Annotated in this window: 20 protein-coding genes and 1 other RNA gene; 8 read left to right on the forward strand and 13 right to left on the reverse strand. The window is 69.8% G+C overall.

What is annotated here, in order from left to right; all coding sequences use genetic code 11:
* Positions 1 to 128: 128 nt before the first annotated feature.
* Complete coding sequence (locus AB0J53_RS16990; RefSeq protein ID WP_364173794.1) at positions 129 to 413, forward strand: permease-like cell division protein FtsX; 285 nt, start codon at positions 129 to 131, stop codon at positions 411 to 413.
* Here AB0J53_RS16990 and AB0J53_RS16995 read toward each other — a convergent pair.
* From AB0J53_RS16995 to ftsE, 8 genes are all read right to left on the reverse strand, one after another.
* Entirely contained in the window at positions 394 to 1,713 is a 1,320-nt protein-coding gene (locus AB0J53_RS16995; RefSeq protein WP_364172946.1) for a hypothetical protein, read from the reverse strand. The genes AB0J53_RS16990 and AB0J53_RS16995 overlap by 20 nt on opposite strands.
* Before the next feature lie 336 nt (positions 1,714 to 2,049).
* Entirely contained in the window at positions 2,050 to 2,370 is a 321-nt protein-coding gene (locus tag AB0J53_RS17000) for a helix-turn-helix transcriptional regulator (RefSeq protein WP_364172949.1), read from the reverse strand.
* Positions 2,367 to 2,840 (reverse strand): type II toxin-antitoxin system RelE/ParE family toxin, encoded by a 474-nt coding sequence (locus AB0J53_RS17005; protein ID WP_364172952.1) that lies wholly within the window; start codon positions 2,838 to 2,840, stop codon positions 2,367 to 2,369. Before AB0J53_RS17005 ends, AB0J53_RS17000 begins: the two co-directional genes overlap by 4 nt.
* Positions 2,798 to 3,181, reverse strand: a transfer-messenger RNA (tmRNA) gene (gene ssrA / locus AB0J53_RS17010). Before ssrA ends, AB0J53_RS17005 begins: the two co-directional genes overlap by 43 nt.
* 303 nt (positions 3,182 to 3,484) lie before the next feature.
* The gene (locus AB0J53_RS17015) at positions 3,485 to 5,344 is read right to left on the reverse strand and encodes a penicillin-binding transpeptidase domain-containing protein (protein WP_364172954.1); all 1,860 of its coding nucleotides are present in this window, start codon (positions 5,342 to 5,344) and stop codon (positions 3,485 to 3,487) included.
* Positions 5,341 to 5,808: an SsrA-binding protein SmpB gene (smpB, locus tag AB0J53_RS17020; protein WP_219499517.1), complete on the reverse strand. Its 468-nt coding sequence runs from the start codon at positions 5,806 to 5,808 to the stop codon at positions 5,341 to 5,343. The genes AB0J53_RS17015 and smpB overlap by 4 nt, the downstream gene beginning before the upstream one ends.
* A gap of 23 nt (positions 5,809 to 5,831) precedes the next feature.
* Entirely contained in the window at positions 5,832 to 6,734 is a 903-nt protein-coding gene (gene ftsX, locus AB0J53_RS17025) for a permease-like cell division protein FtsX (RefSeq protein ID WP_219499519.1), read from the reverse strand.
* Positions 6,735 to 6,755: 21 nt separating this feature from the next.
* On the reverse strand, positions 6,756 to 7,445 hold the full coding sequence (gene ftsE, locus AB0J53_RS17030; protein ID WP_091079803.1) for a cell division ATP-binding protein FtsE: 690 nt from the start codon (positions 7,443 to 7,445) through the stop codon (positions 6,756 to 6,758).
* Between the two features lie 202 nt (positions 7,446 to 7,647).
* Here ftsE and AB0J53_RS17035 point away from each other — a divergent pair, with 202 nt between their 5' ends.
* Positions 7,648 to 7,839 (forward strand): hypothetical protein, encoded by a 192-nt coding sequence (locus AB0J53_RS17035; RefSeq protein WP_219499522.1) that lies wholly within the window; start codon positions 7,648 to 7,650, stop codon positions 7,837 to 7,839.
* On the opposite strand, the gene prfB is transcribed toward AB0J53_RS17035, so the two are convergent.
* On the reverse strand, positions 7,825 to 8,940 hold the full coding sequence (prfB, locus tag AB0J53_RS17040) for a peptide chain release factor 2 (protein ID WP_357583999.1): 1,116 nt from the start codon (positions 8,938 to 8,940) through the stop codon (positions 7,825 to 7,827). The two genes, AB0J53_RS17035 and prfB, sit on opposite strands and share 15 nt — an antisense overlap.
* A gap of 47 nt (positions 8,941 to 8,987) precedes the next feature.
* Here prfB and AB0J53_RS17045 point away from each other — a divergent pair, with 47 nt between their 5' ends.
* The 4 genes from AB0J53_RS17045 to AB0J53_RS17060 all read left to right on the forward strand — a co-directional run bounded on the left by AB0J53_RS17045 (position 8,988) and on the right by AB0J53_RS17060 (position 11,576).
* Entirely contained in the window at positions 8,988 to 10,010 is a 1,023-nt protein-coding gene (locus AB0J53_RS17045; protein ID WP_364172960.1) for a hypothetical protein, read from the forward strand.
* Between the two features lie 71 nt (positions 10,011 to 10,081).
* Positions 10,082 to 10,690, forward strand: a complete 609-nt coding sequence (locus AB0J53_RS17050; protein ID WP_219499528.1) for a glyoxalase — start codon at positions 10,082 to 10,084, stop codon at positions 10,688 to 10,690.
* 41 nt (positions 10,691 to 10,731) lie between these two features.
* On the forward strand, positions 10,732 to 11,160 hold the full coding sequence (locus AB0J53_RS17055) for a helix-turn-helix transcriptional regulator (RefSeq protein ID WP_219499937.1): 429 nt from the start codon (positions 10,732 to 10,734) through the stop codon (positions 11,158 to 11,160).
* Positions 11,161 to 11,165: 5 nt separating this feature from the next.
* Positions 11,166 to 11,576: a VOC family protein gene (locus tag AB0J53_RS17060; RefSeq protein WP_364172963.1), complete on the forward strand. Its 411-nt coding sequence runs from the start codon at positions 11,166 to 11,168 to the stop codon at positions 11,574 to 11,576.
* 48 nt (positions 11,577 to 11,624) lie between these two features.
* Here AB0J53_RS17060 and AB0J53_RS17065 read toward each other — a convergent pair whose 3' ends face one another.
* The 4 genes from AB0J53_RS17065 to AB0J53_RS17080 all read right to left on the reverse strand — a co-directional run bounded on the left by AB0J53_RS17065 (position 11,625) and on the right by AB0J53_RS17080 (position 18,164).
* Complete coding sequence (locus AB0J53_RS17065; protein ID WP_364172966.1) at positions 11,625 to 16,490, reverse strand: NAD-glutamate dehydrogenase; 4,866 nt, start codon at positions 16,488 to 16,490, stop codon at positions 11,625 to 11,627.
* Between the two features lie 38 nt (positions 16,491 to 16,528).
* Positions 16,529 to 17,335: a tryptophan 2,3-dioxygenase family protein gene (locus AB0J53_RS17070; protein ID WP_219499535.1), complete on the reverse strand. Its 807-nt coding sequence runs from the start codon at positions 17,333 to 17,335 to the stop codon at positions 16,529 to 16,531.
* Positions 17,336 to 17,418: 83 nt separating this feature from the next.
* Positions 17,419 to 17,619, reverse strand: a complete 201-nt coding sequence (locus tag AB0J53_RS17075) for a zf-HC2 domain-containing protein (RefSeq protein WP_219499537.1) — start codon at positions 17,617 to 17,619, stop codon at positions 17,419 to 17,421.
* Positions 17,619 to 18,164: a sigma-70 family RNA polymerase sigma factor gene (locus AB0J53_RS17080; protein WP_219499940.1), complete on the reverse strand. Its 546-nt coding sequence runs from the start codon at positions 18,162 to 18,164 to the stop codon at positions 17,619 to 17,621. The genes AB0J53_RS17075 and AB0J53_RS17080 overlap by 1 nt, the downstream gene beginning before the upstream one ends.
* A 117-nt stretch (positions 18,165 to 18,281) precedes the next feature.
* Between AB0J53_RS17080 and AB0J53_RS17085 the strand changes: the two genes are divergently transcribed.
* Both AB0J53_RS17085 and AB0J53_RS17090 read left to right on the forward strand, forming a co-directional pair.
* Positions 18,282 to 18,926, forward strand: coding sequence for a DUF4142 domain-containing protein (locus tag AB0J53_RS17085; protein WP_219499539.1), 645 nt, complete (start codon positions 18,282 to 18,284; stop codon positions 18,924 to 18,926).
* A complete protein-coding gene (locus AB0J53_RS17090) occupies positions 18,923 to 20,275 on the forward strand; it encodes a DUF1996 domain-containing protein (RefSeq protein ID WP_364172971.1) in 1,353 nt (450 codons plus the stop codon). The genes AB0J53_RS17085 and AB0J53_RS17090 overlap by 4 nt, the downstream gene beginning before the upstream one ends.
* Positions 20,276 to 20,307: the final 32 nt, after the last annotated feature.

The raw sequence follows: 20,307 nt of genomic DNA on the forward strand, positions 1-20,307 counted from the left end.
AGGATGCCAAGCCGTTCAGGTGGACCAAGACCGCTGACCAGATCCTCGATCGCATCTGCCGCTACTGCGACCGAATCTCAAAACCAGCTCACTAGGCCGACAAGGCCGACCTCGGCATCCGCCTCTGCCTGGCACTCTCCGCGGAGGACGCGTGCGAGGATCGCGACACCACCGTTCAGGAAAGGACCGCCGTCTACCAAGCTCTCCGGGCCATCGACGGCGTGGGCGCCATCTACCTGGAGAGCAGCGAACACGCGACCAAGAACGCCGAGCGGGTGCTCCTCAGGGACCTGGACCTCACCCATCCTGAGTTCTTCCATGTCGTCCTCACCGATCCCGCCGTCGCCGAGCAGGTCAAGCGCACGGTGCAGGCAATGCCCGGGGTCGCGGGCATCATCCGGCACCGGCCATGAACGACCTGGCCAGCTTCTCCAGCCCCTTGCGCGCCACCGACGGGTCGAAGACCGGCTCCCGGTAGCCGTCGGCGCCGACCACGCCGCCGCCCGTCGTCGTCCCCCGGAACGTGAACTCGACCGTACGGTCACCGGCCAGCACCTTGATCAGCAGCTCCATCCGGGGCGGTTTCTCCGGGTCCTTCGGGTCGGTCGTCGCGGACACCACCGCGAACGCCCGGTCGCCGAGCCCGGCGACCTGCTGCCGGGGCTCGTAGGTGGTGTGGGTGACGTCGTTGCCGATGCCGCCCTTGGCCCGGTAGCGGTCGTACTTCCTGGCGTCCCTGTCGAACTGGAACGCCGCCCCCGTGTCGCCGCCGCCCCACTCGGTCACGTGGACGCCCAACCGGCCGCCCCGGGCGGCGTACTCCTGGCCGGGCTCGTGCTCGACCCGCTCGGCGACGGTCCACGTACAGGTGGTCTGCTTGATCCTGCCGTCGCTCCCGCCGACGGCCGGGCCCTCGGCGGCCGGGAAGAACGCGGCCTCCACGTCGCGGGCGGCCAGGATCGCGCACGGGCCGGTGAGCTTCACCCGGCCGGCGTCCTTGGCCATCTCGGCGGCGACCAGCCCGGCGACCTTGTTCGCCGCCGCGCGCACCTCGTCGCCTTCGGGGTACTTGGCCCCGGTCCGGTTGTCGCCGCCGTACTCGACCTCGATCAGCCACGGCCCCTGCCGGACGAACACCTCGGCCTTCAGCCCGCCGTGCCCGATGGACGACTGGCTGTAGGAGGCGTCGCCGTACGTCAGCTCCTTGATCTCGCCGAACGCCGAGCCGGACGTCCGGCCGTCGACCCGCTTGCCGTCGCGGACGTTCACCCGCCGCCCGGCGGCCTCCTTGTCCTTGCCGAAGCGCTCCTTGGCGTACGCGAGCGCGTCGCGGCCCTCGGCTGCGCGGGCTGCCACGGTGATGCTCATATGGCGGTAGCCGATGACGCCGCCGCCGACGTCCATCTTGCTGTTGCGCCACGCGCACGCGGCCCGCTTCTCGCGTTCGGTGGCCGCCTGCGTCGAGGCGTCCTCGCTCGCGTACCTGCCGTCGGCGACCAGGCTCTTGCGCAGGGCGTCCGGGACGACGGCGCAGATCTGGTCCCCGGTGACCGCCCGTAGCTTCACCGCCTCGGCCACGGGCGACGGCGACCGGGTCCGCCCCCGCCGGTCGTCGTCCACGGCCCCCACTCTGCCGCGCGGCTCACCGCGGTCCTGGTTGAGCAGCAGCCACCCCCCGGCCAGCCCGCCGACCACGACCACGACCCCCACCACGGCCAGCACCACGACCAGCGGCCCCGGCCCCCCGCCCTTACGCCGGGGCGCCCGAGGCGGCCACGGTCCCCCAGGCCCGCCCGGCCCTGCCGGCCCGTATGGCGGCCCCTGCGGGCTCGGCTGCGGACCGCCGGGCTGCCACCCGGACGGCCCCGGCGGCCGGGCGGGCATCGGTCCGGGAGGTGGCGGGAAGGGGGTGGACACTCGACGACCTTTCGCAGGGCTCGGCACGCGCCCGTTCTCCAGGCATGGCAGTCCGCGAGCCTACGACCCGCCGCCCCCGACGCATGTCAGGCAAACACCCGACAAAAGCGGCACCCGTACCAGCCGCTCACGTCAGCTGACTTTGAGCTGCTCGTCCCCGAAGTCCGCCACGAGCTTCAGCGTGCCGCCGAGCGCGGCGATGTAGCGATCGCGAACCTCGCGGGTGGAGACGTCCCCCTTCTCGATCTGCGAGACGCGAGCGACGGACACGCTCATGCGGTCGGCGACCTGCGCCTGGGTGAGCCCTCTACGCTGGCGCATCTCGGCCAGCCGCCAGCCACGCGCCTCGTCACGCAGTTGACGGACCTCGCCCTCGAACTGCTCGGCACCGCCTGCGGTCTCTGTCGCACGCTCCAGGTGCCCGCTCTCGCGCCACCTGCGATAACCGCTCATCCGTCCATCTCCTTGTGCCGCTCCACCAAGTAGAACTCGTACAAACGCTCGGCCCTCGGTATCGCTTCGCGATACCAGCGTTCCCAGTTTCCGGCCTTGTCACCGGCAACCAGCAGGATGGCCGCACGCCAGGGATCGAACACGAAGAGGATCCGGATCTCGCTGCGCCTGGCGGACCCCGGGCGCAACTCCTTCAGGTCCGGGAACTTCGCCCCGGCGATCGTGTCCACCAGCGGCCGCCCTTCTGCGGGGCCGTTACGCTCCAGTATCAGGATCGCCTGGTTGACCAGCTTGCGCGTCTGCCGATCGGTGTCATAGAGCTCCACAGCAGGGCCGGCCAGGGGGAGGATCAGCGGAACGGACGGGACCAGGAAACGCAAAACCGCCCCCGGCCCGTGGGGATCCACAGGCCGGAGGCGGTCTTGTTCGGTGGAGGTGGCGGGAATCGAACCCGCGTCCTTCAACCCCAAGGCAGGGCTTCTCCGGGCGCAGCCTGCTGTGCTTTTCTCAGCCCCGGCGATCACGCAGGCGAGTCGCCGACGGGCTCAGCCACTGTTTGGTTTCCCGATCACCCCCGTGGCCGGGTTGATCGGTTGAGCCTTCTAGCGATGCCAGATCCCGGGCCGAAGGCACTCCCGGGCTGACAGAGGTTTCGCTACTTAGGCAGCGAGAGCCAGGGAACCCTGGCTGACCTCAGTGCGCTTGGAATTGGCACTTGTTGTTTGCGGTCACAGGATTAACGAGGTTATGTCCGCAGTCCTCGGCCCGCTTCACCTGACTTGCAAAGTCGAAGTCGAAGCCAGTCACCCCCTGTGCAGTTGTCAACACGAGCCCTCGGATGGAACCCGAGGAGATCGCGCATGACGACGATACCTCTCACAACACCGAGGATGCCAACTCAATTCCCGGCATGCCGAAACCCCCGGGAACGTGGCACAGCTGCTCGCGTTCCCGGGGGTCGACCGGCAGGGTCGAGCCGGTCCGGACGGCAGGACTTCCCCCGAGATGAAGTCCTGTCCCATCACGGCGACTGAACCCGCAACCCCCCGAGCGGGCACAGTCATCCTGTAAGACGCAGCCACACCGCCCAATGGTTGCTCTGTGTCACAAGAAATCACGGAGAGTCATTGAGCGCCGCGAAGAAGCTGCCGGCCACGGCCGACGGGTCGTGGTTCCTGGTCAGCGCCGCGATGGCGATCTCGCCCTGCCAGCCGACGAACCAGCCCAGTTGCTTGTCCTTGTCGGCGGCCGTCGCGCGGACCCCGTAGACGCGGCCGCGTCCCGCCTGTGCCGGGGTGCCCTGGGCTCCCGCCTTCATCATCGACACCAGCGCCTTGCGCACGGCCGGGTCGACGGGCACCGGCTGGAGCGGCGGCTGCGGCGTCATCTCGGCCGTGGGGTCGGGCGAGCTGGGCTTGGTGACCAGGACCGGCGGGTGCCAGGTGCCGGAGGCGACCGCGCCCGCGACCAGCGCCATGCTGAGCGGGCTCACGAGCACGCTCTGCCCGGCGATGGCCCTGGCCTTGTCGGCGTCGCTGGCCAGCTTGGGCAGCTCGCCGCTGAACGACTTGAGCGGAAGCTGCCAGGGCCGGCCGATGCCGAAGTCCTCGGCGCTCTTGGCCAGGTCGGTGGCGTTCACCCGGCGGGCCAGCGAGGCGAGCGCGGTGACGCAGCCCTTGGCGAAGTTCTCCTGGAACGTCGGCGTGGCCCCGGTCATCTGGCTGGTGTTGGCGAACCGCGCCCCGCCGACCGACCGCTCGGGCGGGCACGGCAGCCGCTGCGTGGTGCGCACGCCGGCGTTGACGAGCGCGTCGGCGGCCACGACGGAGAACGCGGTGCCCGCCGGGAACCGGCCCGCCAGCGCGTCCTTCTCCTGGTGCATGCCCTTGGCGCCGACCGCGAGGATCTCGCCGGTGCGCGAGTTGACCGCCACGATCGCGCTCGTCCGGGTGGCCGACACGGCGTGCTCGGCCGCGGCCTGCACGGAGCTGTCGATCGTGGTTTCGACGGAGACGTTCTGTCTGCCCGGCCACTCCTTCAGCGAGGCCATCTCCCGGCCGGACTTGAGGTCGAGCGTGATGACCCGGGTGCTGGTGGAGCCGGTGAGGTAGGCCTGGTAGGCCTGCTGGAGGCCGCTCTGCCCGATGGAGTCGCCGGCCCGCTGCGGGCCGCCGAGCTTCTGCTCGGTCTCCGGGGTGAGCGCGCTGACCTTGCCGACGATCTGCTTGGGATCGTCCGGGTCGACCGGCTGCTCCTGCGGCACGGTCGAGATCTCGGGGATCGCGTCGAGCTTGGCCTTGATCGACAGGTAGCGGGTGCGGCCGAACGTCACGAGCGGCACGGTCACGTTCGGCGGCGCCGAGCGGATCCGGCTCAGCAGCCGGTCCTCGGCGTAGCCGGTGACCTGGGAGAGCTGCTTGACGACCTCTTCGGCGCGGTCGCCGAGCTGCGACGGCACCACGCCCGCCACGTACAGGTAGGTCTGCTCCTGCAGCGCGTTGCCGTCCCGGTCGAGGACGGGCTGGCGCGAGCGCGGCTCGGTCTTGACCGCGAACCGCTGCCCCTCCTGGAGCTGCGGGTGCAGCACGGACGGCGACCAGCGCACCTTCCAGGCCCCGTCGACGAGGTGCAGCGGCAGCACGCCGTCGTAGGTCCACAGCGGGTTGTTGTCGCCCAGGTCGACCTCGGCGGCGAAGTCGGCCCGCGACTCCTCGCCGGTCACCTTCACGCTCTTGATCCTGAACCGGAACGAGGCGGCGTCGAGCTGCAGCTTGACCTCGGACAGCGCCTTGCTCACCGCGGCCGGATCGGCGTCGGTGCGGCCGGCGGCCAGCTCGTAGTCGCCGGCCTGCCAGCCCACCAGGAAGTCGCGCACCGCGTCGTGCGGTGACGCCTCCTCGAAACAGCCGGTCAGCGTCATGCTCGCGACCGCCAGCGTGACGGTCGCGGCGAGTGTACGGCGGGCTCGGCTCATCGGTTGCGGTGCCGGAGCGCCCGGGCCATCTCCCGCTTGGCCTGCTGCTCGGCCAGCGACTGCCGCTTGTCCCAGTCCTTCTTTCCGCGCGCCAGGCCGATCTCGATCTTGGCGCGGCCGTCCTTGAAGTACAGCGACAGCGGCACGATCGTGAGCCCGCCCTCCTTGGTCTTGGCGGCGAGCTTGTCGATCTCCTTGCGGTGCAGCAGCAGCTTGCGCTTGCGGCGGGCGGCGTGGTTGGTCCACGTCCCCTGGGTGTATTCGGGGATGTGGACGTTCATCAGCCACGCTTCGCCGTTGTCGATCGTGGCGTAGCCGTCGACGAGCGAGGCGCGGCCCTCACGCAGCGACTTCACCTCGGTGCCCTGCAGCACGAGCCCCGCCTCGAAGGTGTCCTCGACGTGGTAGTCGTGCCGGGCACGCTTGTTCTGGGCGATGACCTTCCGCCCGGTCTCACGTGGCATGCTTCGACCTTACCGGCGTTTCGTCAGACCCTGAGGTAGCGGCGAAGCGTGACGAACGACGCCAGCACACAGATCAGCACACCGATGACCATGGTCAGGGTGATCACGGAGGCGACGTCGTTCCAGCCGATCTGCGCCCCGAGCGCCAGGTAGCGGCCGATCTCCTCGAACAGGAAGACCTTGGCCACGATCAGCATCACGGCCGCGAACACGCCGCCGACCAGGCCGGCGATCATGCCCTCCATGACGAAGGGGAGCTGGATGTAGAGGTTGGAGGCGCCGACCAGCCGCATGATGCCCGTTTCGCGCCGCCGGTTGAACGCCGACAGCCGCACCGTGTTGCCGATCAGCAGGGCCGCCGCGAGCACCAGGATGATGGCGACCGCCAGCGCGCCGCCCCGTAGTTTGTCGAGCATCACGAAGAACTTCTCGATCAGCTCTTTCTGGTTCATCGCCTGGGCGACGCCCGGCTGGCCGTTCAAGGCGTCGATCACCGGTTGATACTTGTCGGGATCGGCCAGCTTGACGCGGAACGAGGTCGGCATGTCCTCGACCTTGGTCGCGTTGACCAGCGGGTTGTTGGCGGCGGAGTCCTGGAAGTTCTCGTAGGCCTTGGCCTGGTCCTCGAAGTAGACCTTCTCGACGCCGGGCATGGCCTTGATCTGCTGCTCCAGCGCCTTCGTCTGGGCGTCGGTGATGGCCTTGCCGTTGCAGGCGGGTATCTGGCTGTTCTTGGCGCAGAGGAAGACCGACACCTCGACCTTGTCGTACCAGTAGCCCTGCATCATCGTGACCTGGGCGTTGATCATCAAGCCGACGCCCAGCATCGCCATGCCGACAGCCACGGTGATGATGACCGCGATCGTCATGGTCAGATTGCGACGGAGGCCGATCCAGACCTCGGAGAAGATGAAGTTCGCCCGCATGATGTGTCAGCTGCTCCCTGCTCAGTACGCCTGGCCGTAGACGCCACGCGACTGGTCGCGGACGATCTTGCCGTCCTCCAGCTCCACGACACGCTTGCGCATGGAGTCGACGATGGCCGCGTCGTGCGTGGCCATGACGACCGTGGTGCCGGTCCTGTTGATCCGGTCGAGCACCTTCATGATGCCGATGCTCGTCGCGGGGTCGATGTTGCCCGTGGGCTCGTCCGCCAGCAGGATCATCGGGCGGTTGACGAACGCGCGGGCCATGGCGACGCGCTGCTGCTCGCCACCGGAGAGCTCGTCGGGCATCCGGTGGGCCTTGCCCTCCAGGCCGACGAGCTCGATGACCTCCGGCACGACCTTGCGGATGAACCGCCGGGGCTTGCCGATGACCTCGAGGGCGAACGCCACGTTCTCGTAGACGTTCTTGTTGGGCAGCAGCCTGAAGTCCTGGAAGACGCAGCCGATGCGGCGGCGCAGGTGCGGCACCTTGAAGTTGGAGAGGCGGGCCAGGTCCTTGCCGGCGACGTGGATCGCGCCGGAGTTGGGCCGCTCCTCCTTGAGGATCAGTCGCAGGAACGTGGACTTGCCTGACCCCGAAGGGCCGACGAGGAACACGAACTCGCCCTTGTCCACGTCGACGGAGACGTGGTCGAGAGCGGGCCGGTTCTGGTTCGCGTAGACCTTGGTGACATTATCGAAATGGATCACGAGAGCATCACGGCATGCCAGTCTAGGGGTCAGGACGGAGCGAGGGTGGCACATGCCCACTTCCCGCCGCACGCCGATCGGGGACGCCCATCTTTACCGATGATCGACGTTCCGATTGGCCAGAGCACAGTCTAGGGGGAAGACTGGCATGGAACGTCCATAACGGAAACAAAACGATTGTGCGGCTAGACTTGGGGCTGACATGAGTTGCCAACACCTCGTATGCGCGCAGTGCGCCCACCCAGTCATCGAGGGCCGGTGCGCTCTGTGCCGCGCCAACCGGGAGCGGATGCACGGCCACGGCTTCGCCGGGCTGTCACCCGCCCTCATCGTCACGCTGCTGGTCGTGCTGCTGTTCGCGGCCCTGGCCCTGCGGCACCTAGGCGGGCTCTGACTCCTGGCGGCGCATCCAGCGGATCTCCGACTCGATGAAGCCGTCGAGGTCGCCGTCGAGCACCGCCGACGGGTTGCCCGCCTCCGTGCCCGTGCGCAGGTCCTTCACGATCTGGTACGGGTGCAGCACGTAGTTGCGGATCTGGGTGCCCCATGACGTGGTCGTGGCGCCGCGCAGCTCCGACATCTTCTCGGCCTCCTCCTGGCGCTTGCGCTCCAGCAGCTTGGCCTGCAGCACGTTCATCGCCGTGGCGCGGTTCTGGAGCTGCGAACGCTCGTTCTGGCAGGAGACCACGATGCCGGACGGCAGGTGGGTGATGCGGACGGCCGAGTCGGTCGTGTTGACGCCCTGGCCGCCGGGGCCCGACGAGCGGTAGACGTCGACGCGGATCTCGTCCTCGTTGATGTCGATGTGGTCGGTCTGCTCCACGACCGGCACCACGTCCACGCCGGCGAACGACGTCTGCCGGCGGCCCTGGTTGTCGAACGGGCTGATGCGCACCAGCCGGTGGGTGCCGTGCTCGCCGCGCAGCGTGCCGTAGGCGTAGGGGGCCTTGACGGCGAACGTGGCCGACTTGATCCCGGCCTCTTCGGCGTAGGAGGTCTCGTAGACCTCGGTGGAGTAGTTCTTCCGCTCGGCCCAGCGCAGGTACATGCGCAGCAGCATCTCGGCCCAGTCGGCCGCGTCGACGCCGCCGGCCTGGGAGTTGATCGTCACCAGGGCCTCACGCGCGTCGTACTCGCCCGACAGCAGCGTGCGCACCTCCAGCGCGCCGATGTCGGAGCGCAGCGAGGCGAGCTCGCGGTCGGCCTCGGCCCGCGTGTCGTCGTCGCTCTCCTCGGCCGCCAGCTCGAAGAGCACCGACAGGTCGTCGAGGCGGCGCACCAGCCCCTCGACGCGGTTGAGCTCGCCCTGCATGTGGGAGAGCCTGCTGGTGACCTTCTGCGCCTTGTCGGGCTCGTCCCACAGGTCGGGGGCGGCCACCTGCTCCTCCAGCTCCTCGATCTGCTTGCGCATGCCGTCGAGGTCGAGCACGTCCTGGATGCTGCGCAGCGTGCCCGCGAGCTCGTTGATCTCTTCTGCCGGATCGATGACTGCCACGTCTCCCTAGGGTACGCGACCCTCGCGTGCCCGAATAACATGGCGAGGTGCGTGTACACGGTCGGCTGAAGGCGCTGGCACTCACCGTCGCCTTGCTGACGGGGGCGGCCGGCTGTTCCAGCGCTGCCGCCCCGGCTCCCGGCCCGGCGGCCACGCCCCGGGGCGCCACGCCCTCGCCCTCGCCCACGGCGTCCCCGACGGCGCCCGTCACCGCCGTGACGCCGGAGGAGGCGGCCGAGGTGTTCGCCACCTTCACCGCCACCGACAACCTGCTGCGCGCGGCCGGTGACCAGCGGCTCGACATGGAGCTGACCCGCGACGCCGAGGCGCGGCTCACCGCCGCCGCGTTCCTGTCGACCTCCGGCAAGCCGCCGACCCGCGCCTGGGGCTCCCCCACGCTGTACGTGCCCCGCTTCCCGGCAGGCGAGCGGGCGCCCTGGTTCAGCGTGGTGGCCACCCGCGACGGCCACCCCACGGTGCTGACCTTCGCCAAGGCCGGCGACTGGCGGCTCGGCGCCGCCGCCCGGCTCCTGCCCGGCCGGGAGCTGCCGCCCGTCGCGCTCGACCCCGACGGCTACGCCACGGCGATCCCCGCCGACGACAAGGCCATCACCGTCAGCCCGCAATACCTGGGCCCCCTGCACGCCACCGTCGCCGAGACGGGCGGCGACGGCGTGGCCGCCGGCCTCATCGCCGCGGGCCCCCACACCACCGAGGTCGCCGCCCAGATCACCGCCGACCGCGAGAAGGCCAAGAAGAACGGCTTCAGCTACGACTCGATCTTCACGGCCAACGACTTCCCCGTCTACGGCCTGCGCACCGCCGACGGCGGCGCCCTGATCCAGTACGCGCTCTCGCGCACCACCACGACGACCACGAAGACGGCCGAGGACGACTACATCCCGGTCCCGTCCTCCGCCCGCTGGGCCATCTCCGCCCCCGTCGTCCGCCGAACCCTCCGACTCTCCGAGGTGCACCAGTACGTCACCTCCGTCCCGGCCTCCACGACCCGCAAGGCCGCCGAGGTCATCGCCCACGACGGCTCCCTGGTCCGCGCCGGCGGCGACTGACGCGGCGCGGTCCCCGTACCGGTCAGGAATCGAGAAGCCTCCGGGCGGGGCCCGCCACTAGCGTCGGCGACATGACATCCATCGACTCCGTCACCCTTGAGGTGGACGACCTCGCCGCCGCCGAGAAGTTCTACTCCGCCGCCTTCGGCCCGTGCGAACAGCTTCGCCTGCGGCCCTCGGAGGCGCCGGCGACCGGCTTCCGCGGCTTCACGCTGTCGCTCGTCGTCTCCCAGCCCGCCAACGTGAACGCCTTCTTCGACGCCGCCGTGGAGGCGGGAGCGACGGCCCTGAAGCCGGCGGCCAAGTCGCTGTGGGGCTACGGCGGCGTGCTGCGGGCCCCCGACGGGACGGTCTGGCAGGTGGCGTCGTCGTCGAAGAAGGACACCGGCCCGGCCGCCCGGCAGGTCGACGAGTTCGTGCTGCTGCTGGGCGTGGCCGACATGGCCGAGAGCAAGCGGTTCTACGTGGAGCGCGGCCTCACCGTGGGCAAGAGCTTCGGCAGCAAGTACGTCGAGTTCGCCGCCGGTTCGAGCCCGGTCAAGCTGGCGCTGTACAAGCGCAAGGGGCTGGCGAAGGTCGCCGGCGTGTCCCCCGACGGCTCCGGTTCGCACCGGCTCGTGGTCGGCGCCGACGCGGGTGCCTTCGCCGACCCGGACGGATACCTGTGGGAGACGGCGTAGTGTGCCGCCCCGGCTGGGGGCGCGCCGACCTCGCCGCCCCGGTGCGGGTCCAGGACGACCTGACGCGGCTGCGCCGGGTCAAGGACCGGATCGACCGCGAGTACGCCCAGCCGCTGAACGTGGAGGCGCTGGCCAGGGGCGCGCACATGTCGGCCGGGCACCTGAGCCGCCGGTTCCGCCAGGCGTACGGCGAGTCGCCGTACTCCTACCTGATGACGCGCCGGATCGAGCGGGCGATGGCCCTGCTGCGGCGCGGCGAGCTGAGCGTCACGGAGGTGTGCTTCGCGGTCGGCTGCTCGTCGCTGGGCACGTTCAGCAGCCACTTCGCCCAGCTCGTGGGCGTGCCGCCGAGCGTCTACAGGCGGCAGGCGGCGGGCGCGACGGAGGGCATGCCGTCGTGCGTGGCGAAACAGGTGACCAGACCGGTCAGGAATCGGGGGGCGTCGATGACCGAGCCGCAACTACCGTAACCGTCATGGACATCACGATTCACTCCAGTTTCCTGCCGCATGACGATCCGGACGCCTCGCTGGCCTTCTGGCGTGACGCACTCGGCTTCGAGGTGCGCTCCGACGTCGGGCAGGGCCGGATGCGCTGGATCACGGTGGGGCCGGCCGGGCAGCCGGGCACGTCCATCCTGCTGGCGCCGCCGGCCGCCGATCCTGGCGTGACCGAGGACGAGCGCCGCACGATCGCGGAGATGATGGCCAAGGGCACGTACGGGTGGATCCTGCTGGCCACGCCCGACCTCGACGGCACGTTCGAGCGGGTGGCCGCCGGCGGGGCCGAGGTGGTGCAGGAGCCGACCGACCAGCCGTACGGGATGCGCGACTGCGCCTTCCGTGACCCGGCGGGCAACCTGGTGCGCATCCAGCAGGCAGGCTGACGCCGGCGCAGGCGCCCCCGGAGGAGACGCCCACGCCGGGTCGCCGGGCTACGCCTCCGCGCGGGGCAGGCTGCTCGCCGAGACGAGCGTGCGGATGGCGCGCAGCGCGACCGACAGGGTGGCCAGGTCGAAGTTGTCGCTCTCCCAGATCTCCGACAGCGTCTGCCGCGAGCGCCCGACCGCCGCCGAGTTGGCTTCCGACCAGCGGGCCAGCCGCTCCTCCGGAGGCAGCCCCGGCGTGCTGTGGGCCAGCACGTCACGGGTGAGCGATGCGTGCGCCGCGTACAGGTCGTCGCGCAGGGCGGCCCGCGCCATCGCGTTCCACCGGTTGTCGCGGGGCAGCGCGATGACCCGCTCGCGCAGCCGGGCGAGCTGGAGGCGGTCGGCCAGGTCCCAGTAGACCTCGGCCACCTCGTTGACCGGCCGCCCGGTCACCGACGCGACCTCGACCAGGTCGAACGTCGAGTAGGCGGGCACCATGGCCGCCACCCGCTCGGCGAGGTCGGCCGGGACGCCCCGCGCCACGAACGAGTCGCGGCGCTCCTCGAAGGCGGCCAGGTCGGGCCCGGTCAGCAGCTTGGGCATGTGGGTGAGCAGCCCGTTGACGCCCTTGACGAAGAAGCCGATCGAGCCCGCCAGGTCCAGCGGGGGCCGCCGGTTGGTGAGCAGCCACCGGGTGCCGCGCTCGGCGAGCTTGCGCGCCTCCAGGAGCATGGCGAGCTGGGTGGCGTTGTCGACCTGGTTGTCCAGGGCGTCGATCTGCCGGTAGAAGCTGGCGAAGTCGAAGACCTCGCGGGCGACCAGGTAGGCGCGGGCGATGTCGGGCGTGGACGCGCCCGTCTCCTCCCCGACGCGGAACATGAACGTGGTGCCCATCGAGTTGACGAGCTCGTTCACCACGCCGGTGGTGATGATCTCGCGCCGCAGCGGGTGCACGTCCATGTACGTCCTGAACCGGTCGCGCAGCGCCGACGGGAAGTACGACACGAGCCAGGAGGCGAGATACGGGTCGTCCGGCAGGTCGCTGCCGAGCAGCTCGGCGTCGGCCACCAGCTTGGTGTAGGCGAGCAGCACCGAGAACTCGGGGGCGGTCAGCCCCTCCCTGGCCTGGCGGCGCTCGGCGAGCACCTTGTCCGACGGCAGGAACTCCAGCTCCCGGTTGACCAGCCCGTCCCGCTCCAGGCGGCGCAGGTAGCGGGCATGGATGTGGAGCATCTCGACCGACTGGGCGCGGGCGGCGGCCAGCACCACGTTCTGCGCGTGGTTGTCGCGCAGCACCAGCTCGGCGACCTCGTCCGTCATGGACGTGAACACCTGGTTGCGCTGCTTGTCGGTCAGCTCGCCGTCGCGGACGACCTGGTCGAGCAGGATCTTGATGTTGACCTCGTGGTCGGAGGTGTCGACCCCGGCCGAGTTGTCGATGAAGTCGGTGTTGACCAGGCCGCCGTTGAGCGCGAACTCTATGCGGGCGAGCTGGGTGAAGCCCAGGTTGCCGCCCTCGCCGATGACCTTGCAGCGCAGGTCGGCGGCGTCGACGCGCAGCGGGTCGTTGGCCTTGTCGCCGACGTCGGCGTTCGACTCGGACGACGCCTTGACGTACGTGCCGATGCCGCCGTTCCACAGCAGGTCGACGGGGGCGCGCAGGATGGCGCTGATGAGGTCGTTGGGCGCCAGCGAGGTGACGTCGGCGGGGATGCCGAGCGCCTCGCGCATCTGCGGGGTGATCTGGACGGACTTGGCGGTGCGCGGGAAGACGCCGCCGCCCGCCGAGATCAGCTCGGGGTCGTAGTCGGCCCAGGAGCTGCGGGGCAGCTCGAACAGGCGGCGCCGCTCGGCGTAGGAGCGGGCGGCGTCGGGGTCGGGGTCGACGAAGACGTGGCGGTGGTCGAAGGCGGCCACCAGCCGGATGTGCTGCGACAGCAGCATGCCGTTGCCGAACACGTCGCCCGACATGTCGCCGATGCCGGCCACGGTGAAGTCGGTCGTCTGCACGTCCACGCCGGTGGTGCGGAAGTGGTACTTGACCGATTCCCAGGCGCCCCGGGCGGTGATGCCCATGGCCTTGTGGTCGTAGCCGATGGAGCCGCCGGAGGCGAAGGCGTCGCCGAGCCAGAAGCCGTACTCCTTGGCGACGCCGTTGGCGATGTCGGAGAACGTCGCGGTGCCCTTGTCGGCGGCCACGACCAGGTAGGTGTCGTCGCCGTCGTGCCGGACGACGTCCGGCGGGGGCACGACCTTGCCGTCGACGAGGTTGTCGGTGACGTCGAGCAGACCGGAGATGAACATCCGGTAGCAGGCGACGCCCTCGGCGAGCAGCTCCTCGCGCGACCCGCCCACGGGCGGCCGCTTGACGACGAAGCCGCCCTTGGAGCCGGTCGGCACGATCACGGTGTTCTTCACCATCTGGGCCTTGACCAGGCCGAGGATCTCCGTCCGGAAGTCCTCCATGCGGTCCGACCAGCGCAGCCCGCCCCGGGCCACCTTCCCGAACCGCAGGTGCACGCCCTCCACGCGGGGCGAGTAGACGAAGATCTCGAACTTCGGCCGGGGCAGCGGCAGCACGCTGATCGCCTGCGGGTCGACCTTCAGCGAGATGTACGGCTTGCGCCGCCCGTCGACCATCTGGAAGTAGTTGGTGCGCAGCGTCGCCTGGATCATCTCCAGGTACGCGCGCAGGATCCGGTCCTCGTCGAGCGAGGCGACCTCGTCGAGCGCGCCCAGGATCTCCTCGTGCAGCGCCTCGGCCAGGTCGAACCGGGACTCGTCGGTGCGCCGCGGGTCCAGCCGGGCCTCGAACAGCTTGACCAGCAGCCGGGCCAGCCGGATGTTGCCCAGCACCACCCGCTCCATGTAGCGCTGGGAGAAGGTGCTGCCCGCCTGGCGCAGGTACTGCGCGTAGACGCGCAGGATCTCGACCTGCTCCCAGGTCAGCCCGGCCTTCAGGATGAGCGCGTTGAAGTTGTCGGCCTGCACGTCGCCCCGCCACAGGGCCATGAGCCCGTCCTGGAAGAGCTGCTTGAACGCGTCGCGGTCGACCTCGGGAGAGGGCGTGTAGCGCAGCCCGAAGTCGTAGATCCAGGCGTTCTTGGTGCGCGGGTCGTTGTCGCGGTCGATCTCGTACGGCCGCTCGTCGACGACCTCGACGCCGAGGCGCTGGATGAGCGGCAGCACCTGGGACAGGGAGATCGGCGAGCCGACCTTGTAGATCTTCAGGCGCCGCTCGCCCTCGGCCGCGTCGTACGGCTCGTACAGGTTGATCTCGATCTCGCCGTCGGCGGCGACCTGCTCCAGGCGGCGCAGGTCGTTGACCGCCATCTTGGGCGGGAAGTCGGCCTTGTAACCCTCGGGGAAAGCGGACTGGTAGCGCTTCAGGAGGGCCGGGGCCTCCTCCTCGGAGGTCAGCTCCAGCAGCGCCGAGCCCAGGTCGTCGGTCCACGAGCGGGTGATCGCGGCCAGCCGCGCCTCCAGCTCCTCCACGTCCACGCCCGGCGGCGGGAGCTGCTTGCCGCGCTCGCCGCGGATCACCACGTGCAGCCGGGCCAGCGCCGACTCGCCGATCATCGCGCTGTAGTCGAGCGTCCGCCCGCCCAGCGCCTTGAGCAGCACCTCCTGCATCCGCAGCCGCACGTCCGTGGTGTAGCGGTCGCGCGGCAGGTAGATCAGGCAGGAGATGTAGCGCCCATAGTCGTCGCGGCGCAGGAACAGCTTGACCTGCTTGCGCTCGCGCAGCCGAAGCACGCCCATCGCGATCGGCAGGAGCTGGTGAATCGAGGTCTGGAACAGCTCGTCACGCGGGAACGTCTCCAGGATCTCGATGAGGTCCTTGCCGTCGTGGCTGTCGGGGGTGAGCCCGGCCAGTTGCAGCACGTCGGCGAGCTTGCGGCGCAGCACCGGGATGCGCGAGATCGACTCGTTGTAGGCGACGTGCGTGAACAGGCCGAGGAAGCGGCGCTCGCCGATCACCTCGCCGTCGGGCGAGAACAGCTTGACGCCGATGTAGTCCAGGTAGGCGGCGCGGTGGACGGTGGCGCGCGAGTTGGCCTTGGTGATGATCAGGAGCTGCTTCTCGCGGGCCTTGGCGCGCACCTCGGGCGGCAGCACCGAGAAGCTCTCCGAGCCGATCTTGTCGTGGCGCAGAATGCCGAGCGCGGCGCCGGGCAGCGCGCGCAGCGCCTCGCCCTGCTCGGTCTCCTCCAGCCGGTACTCGCGGTAGCCGAGGAAGGTGAAGTGCCCATCGGCGAGCCAGCGCAGCAGGTCGAGGCTGTCCTCGACCTCGGCGGGCTCCAGCGGCGGCGGGTTGACGCTCAGGTCCTCGGCGGTCTGCACGGCCAGCGCGCGCATCTTGGCGAAGTCCTCGACCGCGTGGCGCACGTCGGTGAGCACCCGCTGCAGGTCGGCCTCCAGGCTCCGCAGGACCTCGGGGTCCGGCTGCCTGTCGATCTCGATGTGCATCCAGGACTCGACCAGCATCTGGCCGGTGACGTCCTCCTGCCCGCGGCCGAGCATCCTGCCCGTCATGTCGCGGCGCACCCGCATCTGCGGGTGGACCACCAGATGCATGCCGATGCCGTGCCGGTCGAGCTCCATGGTCACGGAGTCGACGAGGAACGGCATGTCGTCGGTGACGACCTCCACGACGGAGTGGCCCGGGTCCCACCCGTTCTCGTCCAGGGTGGGGGTGTAGGCACGGACGACGGCTCTGCCCTGGGGGCGCGTCTCGGCGAGCTGGCGCTGGGACATCGCCGGGCCGTACACGTCGACGGGGTTGCGATCGAGCAGGTCCTCCGGCGCGACGTGCCGGTAGTAGACGCGCAGGAAGGACAGTGCCTCATCGGGGCTCACATGATCGCTGCTCACCGCGCACCGTTGCGCGGCTCTTTGGAGCAGCTCATCCTTGGCCTCGTCGAGCGGCATTTCGCTCTCACTCCTTTGTGAGGGTTCGCCTGGACTTCTCACAGCCAGGCTCTGAGTTCCCACAGCTGCGGGAAGTAGTGCAGTCGGACGCGTCCCCGCAGGTAGGGTGCGCCCGTCGAGCCGCCGGTGCCCGATTTCGTGCCGATCTGCCGTTCGACCATCTGCACGTGGCGCATGCGCCACTGTGCGGTGGTCTCGTCATGCGTCAGCAGGTCTTCGGCCAGTTGCCACAGGTCGTCGTACGACCGGCGGTCCCTCGCCACGGCCAGCAGCGAGCCCATGATCTCGTCATCGTCGGAGACCGGCAGGCCACGCTGGGAGAGGGCGGTCAGATAAGCATCCCACAGCGTGGGCTCCTCCAGTCGCCGTCTCAGCCGGGCGATTTCGGTGTCGTCGGCGTCGCGGAGCCGCGCGAGGTAGCGGGCGTCCTTGGCGCCTGACAGGAACTCCAGCTCGCGGAACTGCACGGACTGGAACCCGCTGGCCGGCGCCAGCTTGGACCGGAACGCCAGGAAGTCCTGGGGCGTCATCGTCTCCAGGACCTCGACCTGCTCGATCAGCACCCGCTCCACCGCGTGCACCCGCTTGAACTGGTGCCGAGCCCGCCACAGCTCACCGTCGAACATGGCGGTCCTGGCCACCTCCAGCTCGTGCAGCAGCAGCTTGAACCACAGCTCGTAGACCTGGTGGATGGTGATGAACAGCAGCTCGTCGGGCGCCTGCGACTCGGGGCGCTGCTGGTCGAGCAGCTCGGGCAGGCGCAGGTAGCCGCCGTAGGACAGGCGGCCGCCCTCCTCACCGAACTGGCGGTCGCGAGGGGCGGCCGCATCTTCGCCGATGCCCACCGAACACCTCCCCTGACCGCCCGGTCCTGGGTGACCGGGCGTACGCCTCGCCGTACCGATATCACCCGAAAAGGGGAAATACGTCAACGCGACATCGACATCGGCGGATCGTCTCCGGATGAGGCGGAGGGCTCGCGCTTGAGCTCGTCGAGCCGGTCGGGAACCCCGGCGAGCTCGACCAGCTCGGCCTGGCATCTTGCGCACACGTCGAGGTGACGCTCGAACGCCTCGTGCTCCTCGTCGTCGAGGACGCCGAGAACGTAGGCGGCCACCCCGTCATGCATCAGCCGGCTACCCCCTTGTCCCGCAAAAGTTCACGGAGCGCCCGGATGCCGTAGTAGAGCCGGGACTTCACCGTGCCCGGCGGGATCCCCAGAATCTCCGCCGCTTCACTTATCGTACGGTCCCGAAGGTAGGTCTGTTCAATGACTTCACGGTGTTCGTCCGAAAGGCTACGGAGCGCATCGGCGACCACGATGGCCGACAACGCGCGCTCGGAGCCGTCCGGCACCGCGAGCATGTCGACCTCAGGCGGCTCGACCTCGTGAGGTCTCACGCTCCTGCGCCGACGTCCGTCGATGACGATTCTGCGGGCTACTGTCAGCAGCCACGCCCAGATGAGGCCCGGTTCCCATTGCAGTCTTGCCGAGTTACGCCAAGCTCGGACGATCGTCTCCTGCACCACGTCCTCGGCCCATTGAAGATCGTTACCGGTCGACTTGCGTACGTGGCGCAGTAGAGGGCCGCCGAACTCTTGGTAAAGCACCGCGATGCGGTGCTCGGCCTCGGCATCCGCACTCTCGAACCTGCCGTCGAGGTGACCTAGCACGGGGCACATCTTTACACCTTCGTTATCACCGTGGCAGCCACTCCGATAACTCCAGTCATTTCTAACTATCTCTGGGCATAGCTGAACCAGTCGGGAAAAGACCGCGTACCTTCGACCATGCACAGGCTTTTGCGCGGCGAAGTAGTGATGTTCGGCGGCTTCGCACTCGCGGCATCGCTCACGATTCTGCTGATCATGCCGCAGGCGAACACCGCCGTCCTGACCGAGGTCACCCAGACGGCCGCCGGCCCCCTCGGGCCGGCCGACCGCGACTTCCTGGTCAAGGTACGGCAGGCGGGTCTCTGGGAGATCCCCGTCGGGCAGTGGGCCCAGCAACGAGGTGACTCCGCGCGGGTCAAGGACGTCGGAGCGCACCTCGTGGAGGACCACAAGAAGCTCGACGCCCAGGTCCGCCGGTTGGCGGCACGGCTCGCCGTGCCGCTGCCCGACCGGCCGAGCCCGGACCAGCAACGGTGGATGGCGCAACTGGCCGCCGAAACCGGTCCGGCGTTCGACCGGGACTTCGCCAGGCTGCTGCGCGCCGCGCACGGCAAGGTGTTCGCCGTCGTGGCGGACGTCCGAGCCGGCACCCGCAACACGGAGATCAGAAAGTTCGCCCAGACGGCTGTGACGGTGGTCATGCGCCACATGACGCTGCTGGAGTCCACCGGGCTCGTCGACTTCGACGAGCTGCCCGAACCCCCGATGCCCGTACCCGCAGCACCCGCCCCCGCGGCGGCCGACCCAAGGAGACAACCTTGAGATCCAGACGCATGGCCGCGGCCATGTCCGCCCTGGCCATGGTGGCCGGCGGGCTGGTGTCCGCGGCCGTCATCGGCAGCGCGCCACCAGCCAGCGCGGACCAGTGCGAGGTCGACAATCAGCGACCCCCGGACCAGCGCCAGGACCAGGCCCCGCAGGACCCCGAGGAGCAGGTGCCGCAGGACCCCGACGACCAGGCCCCCCAGGACCCGCAAGCCCCTCAGGACCAGGAGCAGGAGCAGGAGCAGGACGACGGCGACGTGTTCGTCCAGGGCGGGGGCGTCGCGCCGGCGCTGGAACCCGTCGAGGAGCCCACCGCCGAGACCTTCGGCCGCCGGGGCCGCCCCACCCGCACCCCCACCCAGCAGCCCACGGACGAGCCCACGGAACAGCCCACGGACCAGCCCACAGAGCAGCCCACCGGCCAGCCCACCGAGTCCCCGTCGCCCTCCCCCTCCCCCACCGGTGAGGAGAGCGACTGCACCGACGTCGGCCCCTTCCCCGCCGACTTCGTCGACATCCGGCAGGTCCCGCCGTCCCAGGGCGACGCGCGCATCGGCCGGACCGGCTCCCGAGGCTCGTTCGTCTCCCGCTGTGGGACAAACGGCGAAGGCCACCACAACCCGGACAACTTCATCGTCGCCCCCGGAGTCCGCAACGGCGCCCACCACCTGCACGACTACGTGGGCAACCTGTCGGCCGACGCCTTCTCGACCGACGAGAGCCTGGAGGCGTCCGGCACCACCTGCCGCCTGGGCGACAAGTCCACCTACTTCTGGCCGGTGCTCCGCAACCGCCAGGTGGACGCCAACGCCGACGACCCGGACGGCAACGTGGGCCAGGTGCTGCGGCCGCGCTCGGTGACGCTGCAGTTCCGCGGCAACGCGACCTCCCGCGTGACGGCCATGCCCCGTTTCCTGCGGATCATCATGGGCGACGCCAAGGCCGCGACGAACGGCGGCGCCAACGCCCGCGCAGGCTGGAGCTGCACCGGCTTCACCAACCGGATCAGCCCGGACAAGTACCCGCTGTGCCCGCGCGGCAGCCAGGTGGCCCGCATCCTGGACTTCCCGAGCTGCTGGGACGGCCAGAACACCGACAGCGCCAACCATCGCGACCACATCGTCTTCCCCGACCAGGGCGGCGCCTGCCCGCAGGGCACCAGGGCGGTCCCGCAGTTGCGGATGACGCTGACGTACTCGGTGCCGCCGGGCCGCTCGTTCGCCGTGGACGCCTTCCCCGAACAGCTGCACAACCCGGTCACGGACCACGCGGACTTCGTGAACGTGATGCCCGACCGCCTGATGTCGTTCGCCGTCAACTGCATCAACCGCGGCCGGCGCTGCTGACCCGGCGACCCTCCCGAGTCGCACCCTCACCC

This window comes from Nonomuraea sp. NPDC049725, from assembly GCF_040674795.1.
GTDB classification, from domain to species: Bacteria; Actinomycetota; Actinomycetes; order Streptosporangiales; family Streptosporangiaceae; genus Nonomuraea; species Nonomuraea ceibae.

Coding starts and splice junctions, on each gene's coding strand:
- ftsX (WP_219499519.1), bottom strand. CDS start 6,734: ATGCGGGCGAACTTCATCTTCTCCGAGGTCTGGATCGGCCTCCGTCGC.
- smpB (WP_219499517.1), bottom strand. CDS start 5,808: ATGCCACGTGAGACCGGGCGGAAGGTCATCGCCCAGAACAAGCGTGCC.
- AB0J53_RS17060 (WP_364172963.1), top strand. CDS start 11,166: ATGGACATCACGATTCACTCCAGTTTCCTGCCGCATGACGATCCGGAC.
- AB0J53_RS17035 (WP_219499522.1), top strand. CDS start 7,648: ATGAGTTGCCAACACCTCGTATGCGCGCAGTGCGCCCACCCAGTCATC.
- AB0J53_RS17050 (WP_219499528.1), top strand. CDS start 10,082: ATGACATCCATCGACTCCGTCACCCTTGAGGTGGACGACCTCGCCGCC.
- AB0J53_RS17085 (WP_219499539.1), top strand. CDS start 18,282: ATGCACAGGCTTTTGCGCGGCGAAGTAGTGATGTTCGGCGGCTTCGCA.
- AB0J53_RS17000 (WP_364172949.1), bottom strand. CDS start 2,370: ATGAGCGGTTATCGCAGGTGGCGCGAGAGCGGGCACCTGGAGCGTGCG.
- AB0J53_RS17075 (WP_219499537.1), bottom strand. CDS start 17,619: ATGCATGACGGGGTGGCCGCCTACGTTCTCGGCGTCCTCGACGACGAG.
- AB0J53_RS17065 (WP_364172966.1), bottom strand. CDS start 16,490: ATGCCGCTCGACGAGGCCAAGGATGAGCTGCTCCAAAGAGCCGCGCAA.
- AB0J53_RS17015 (WP_364172954.1), bottom strand. CDS start 5,344: ATGAGCCGAGCCCGCCGTACACTCGCCGCGACCGTCACGCTGGCGGTC.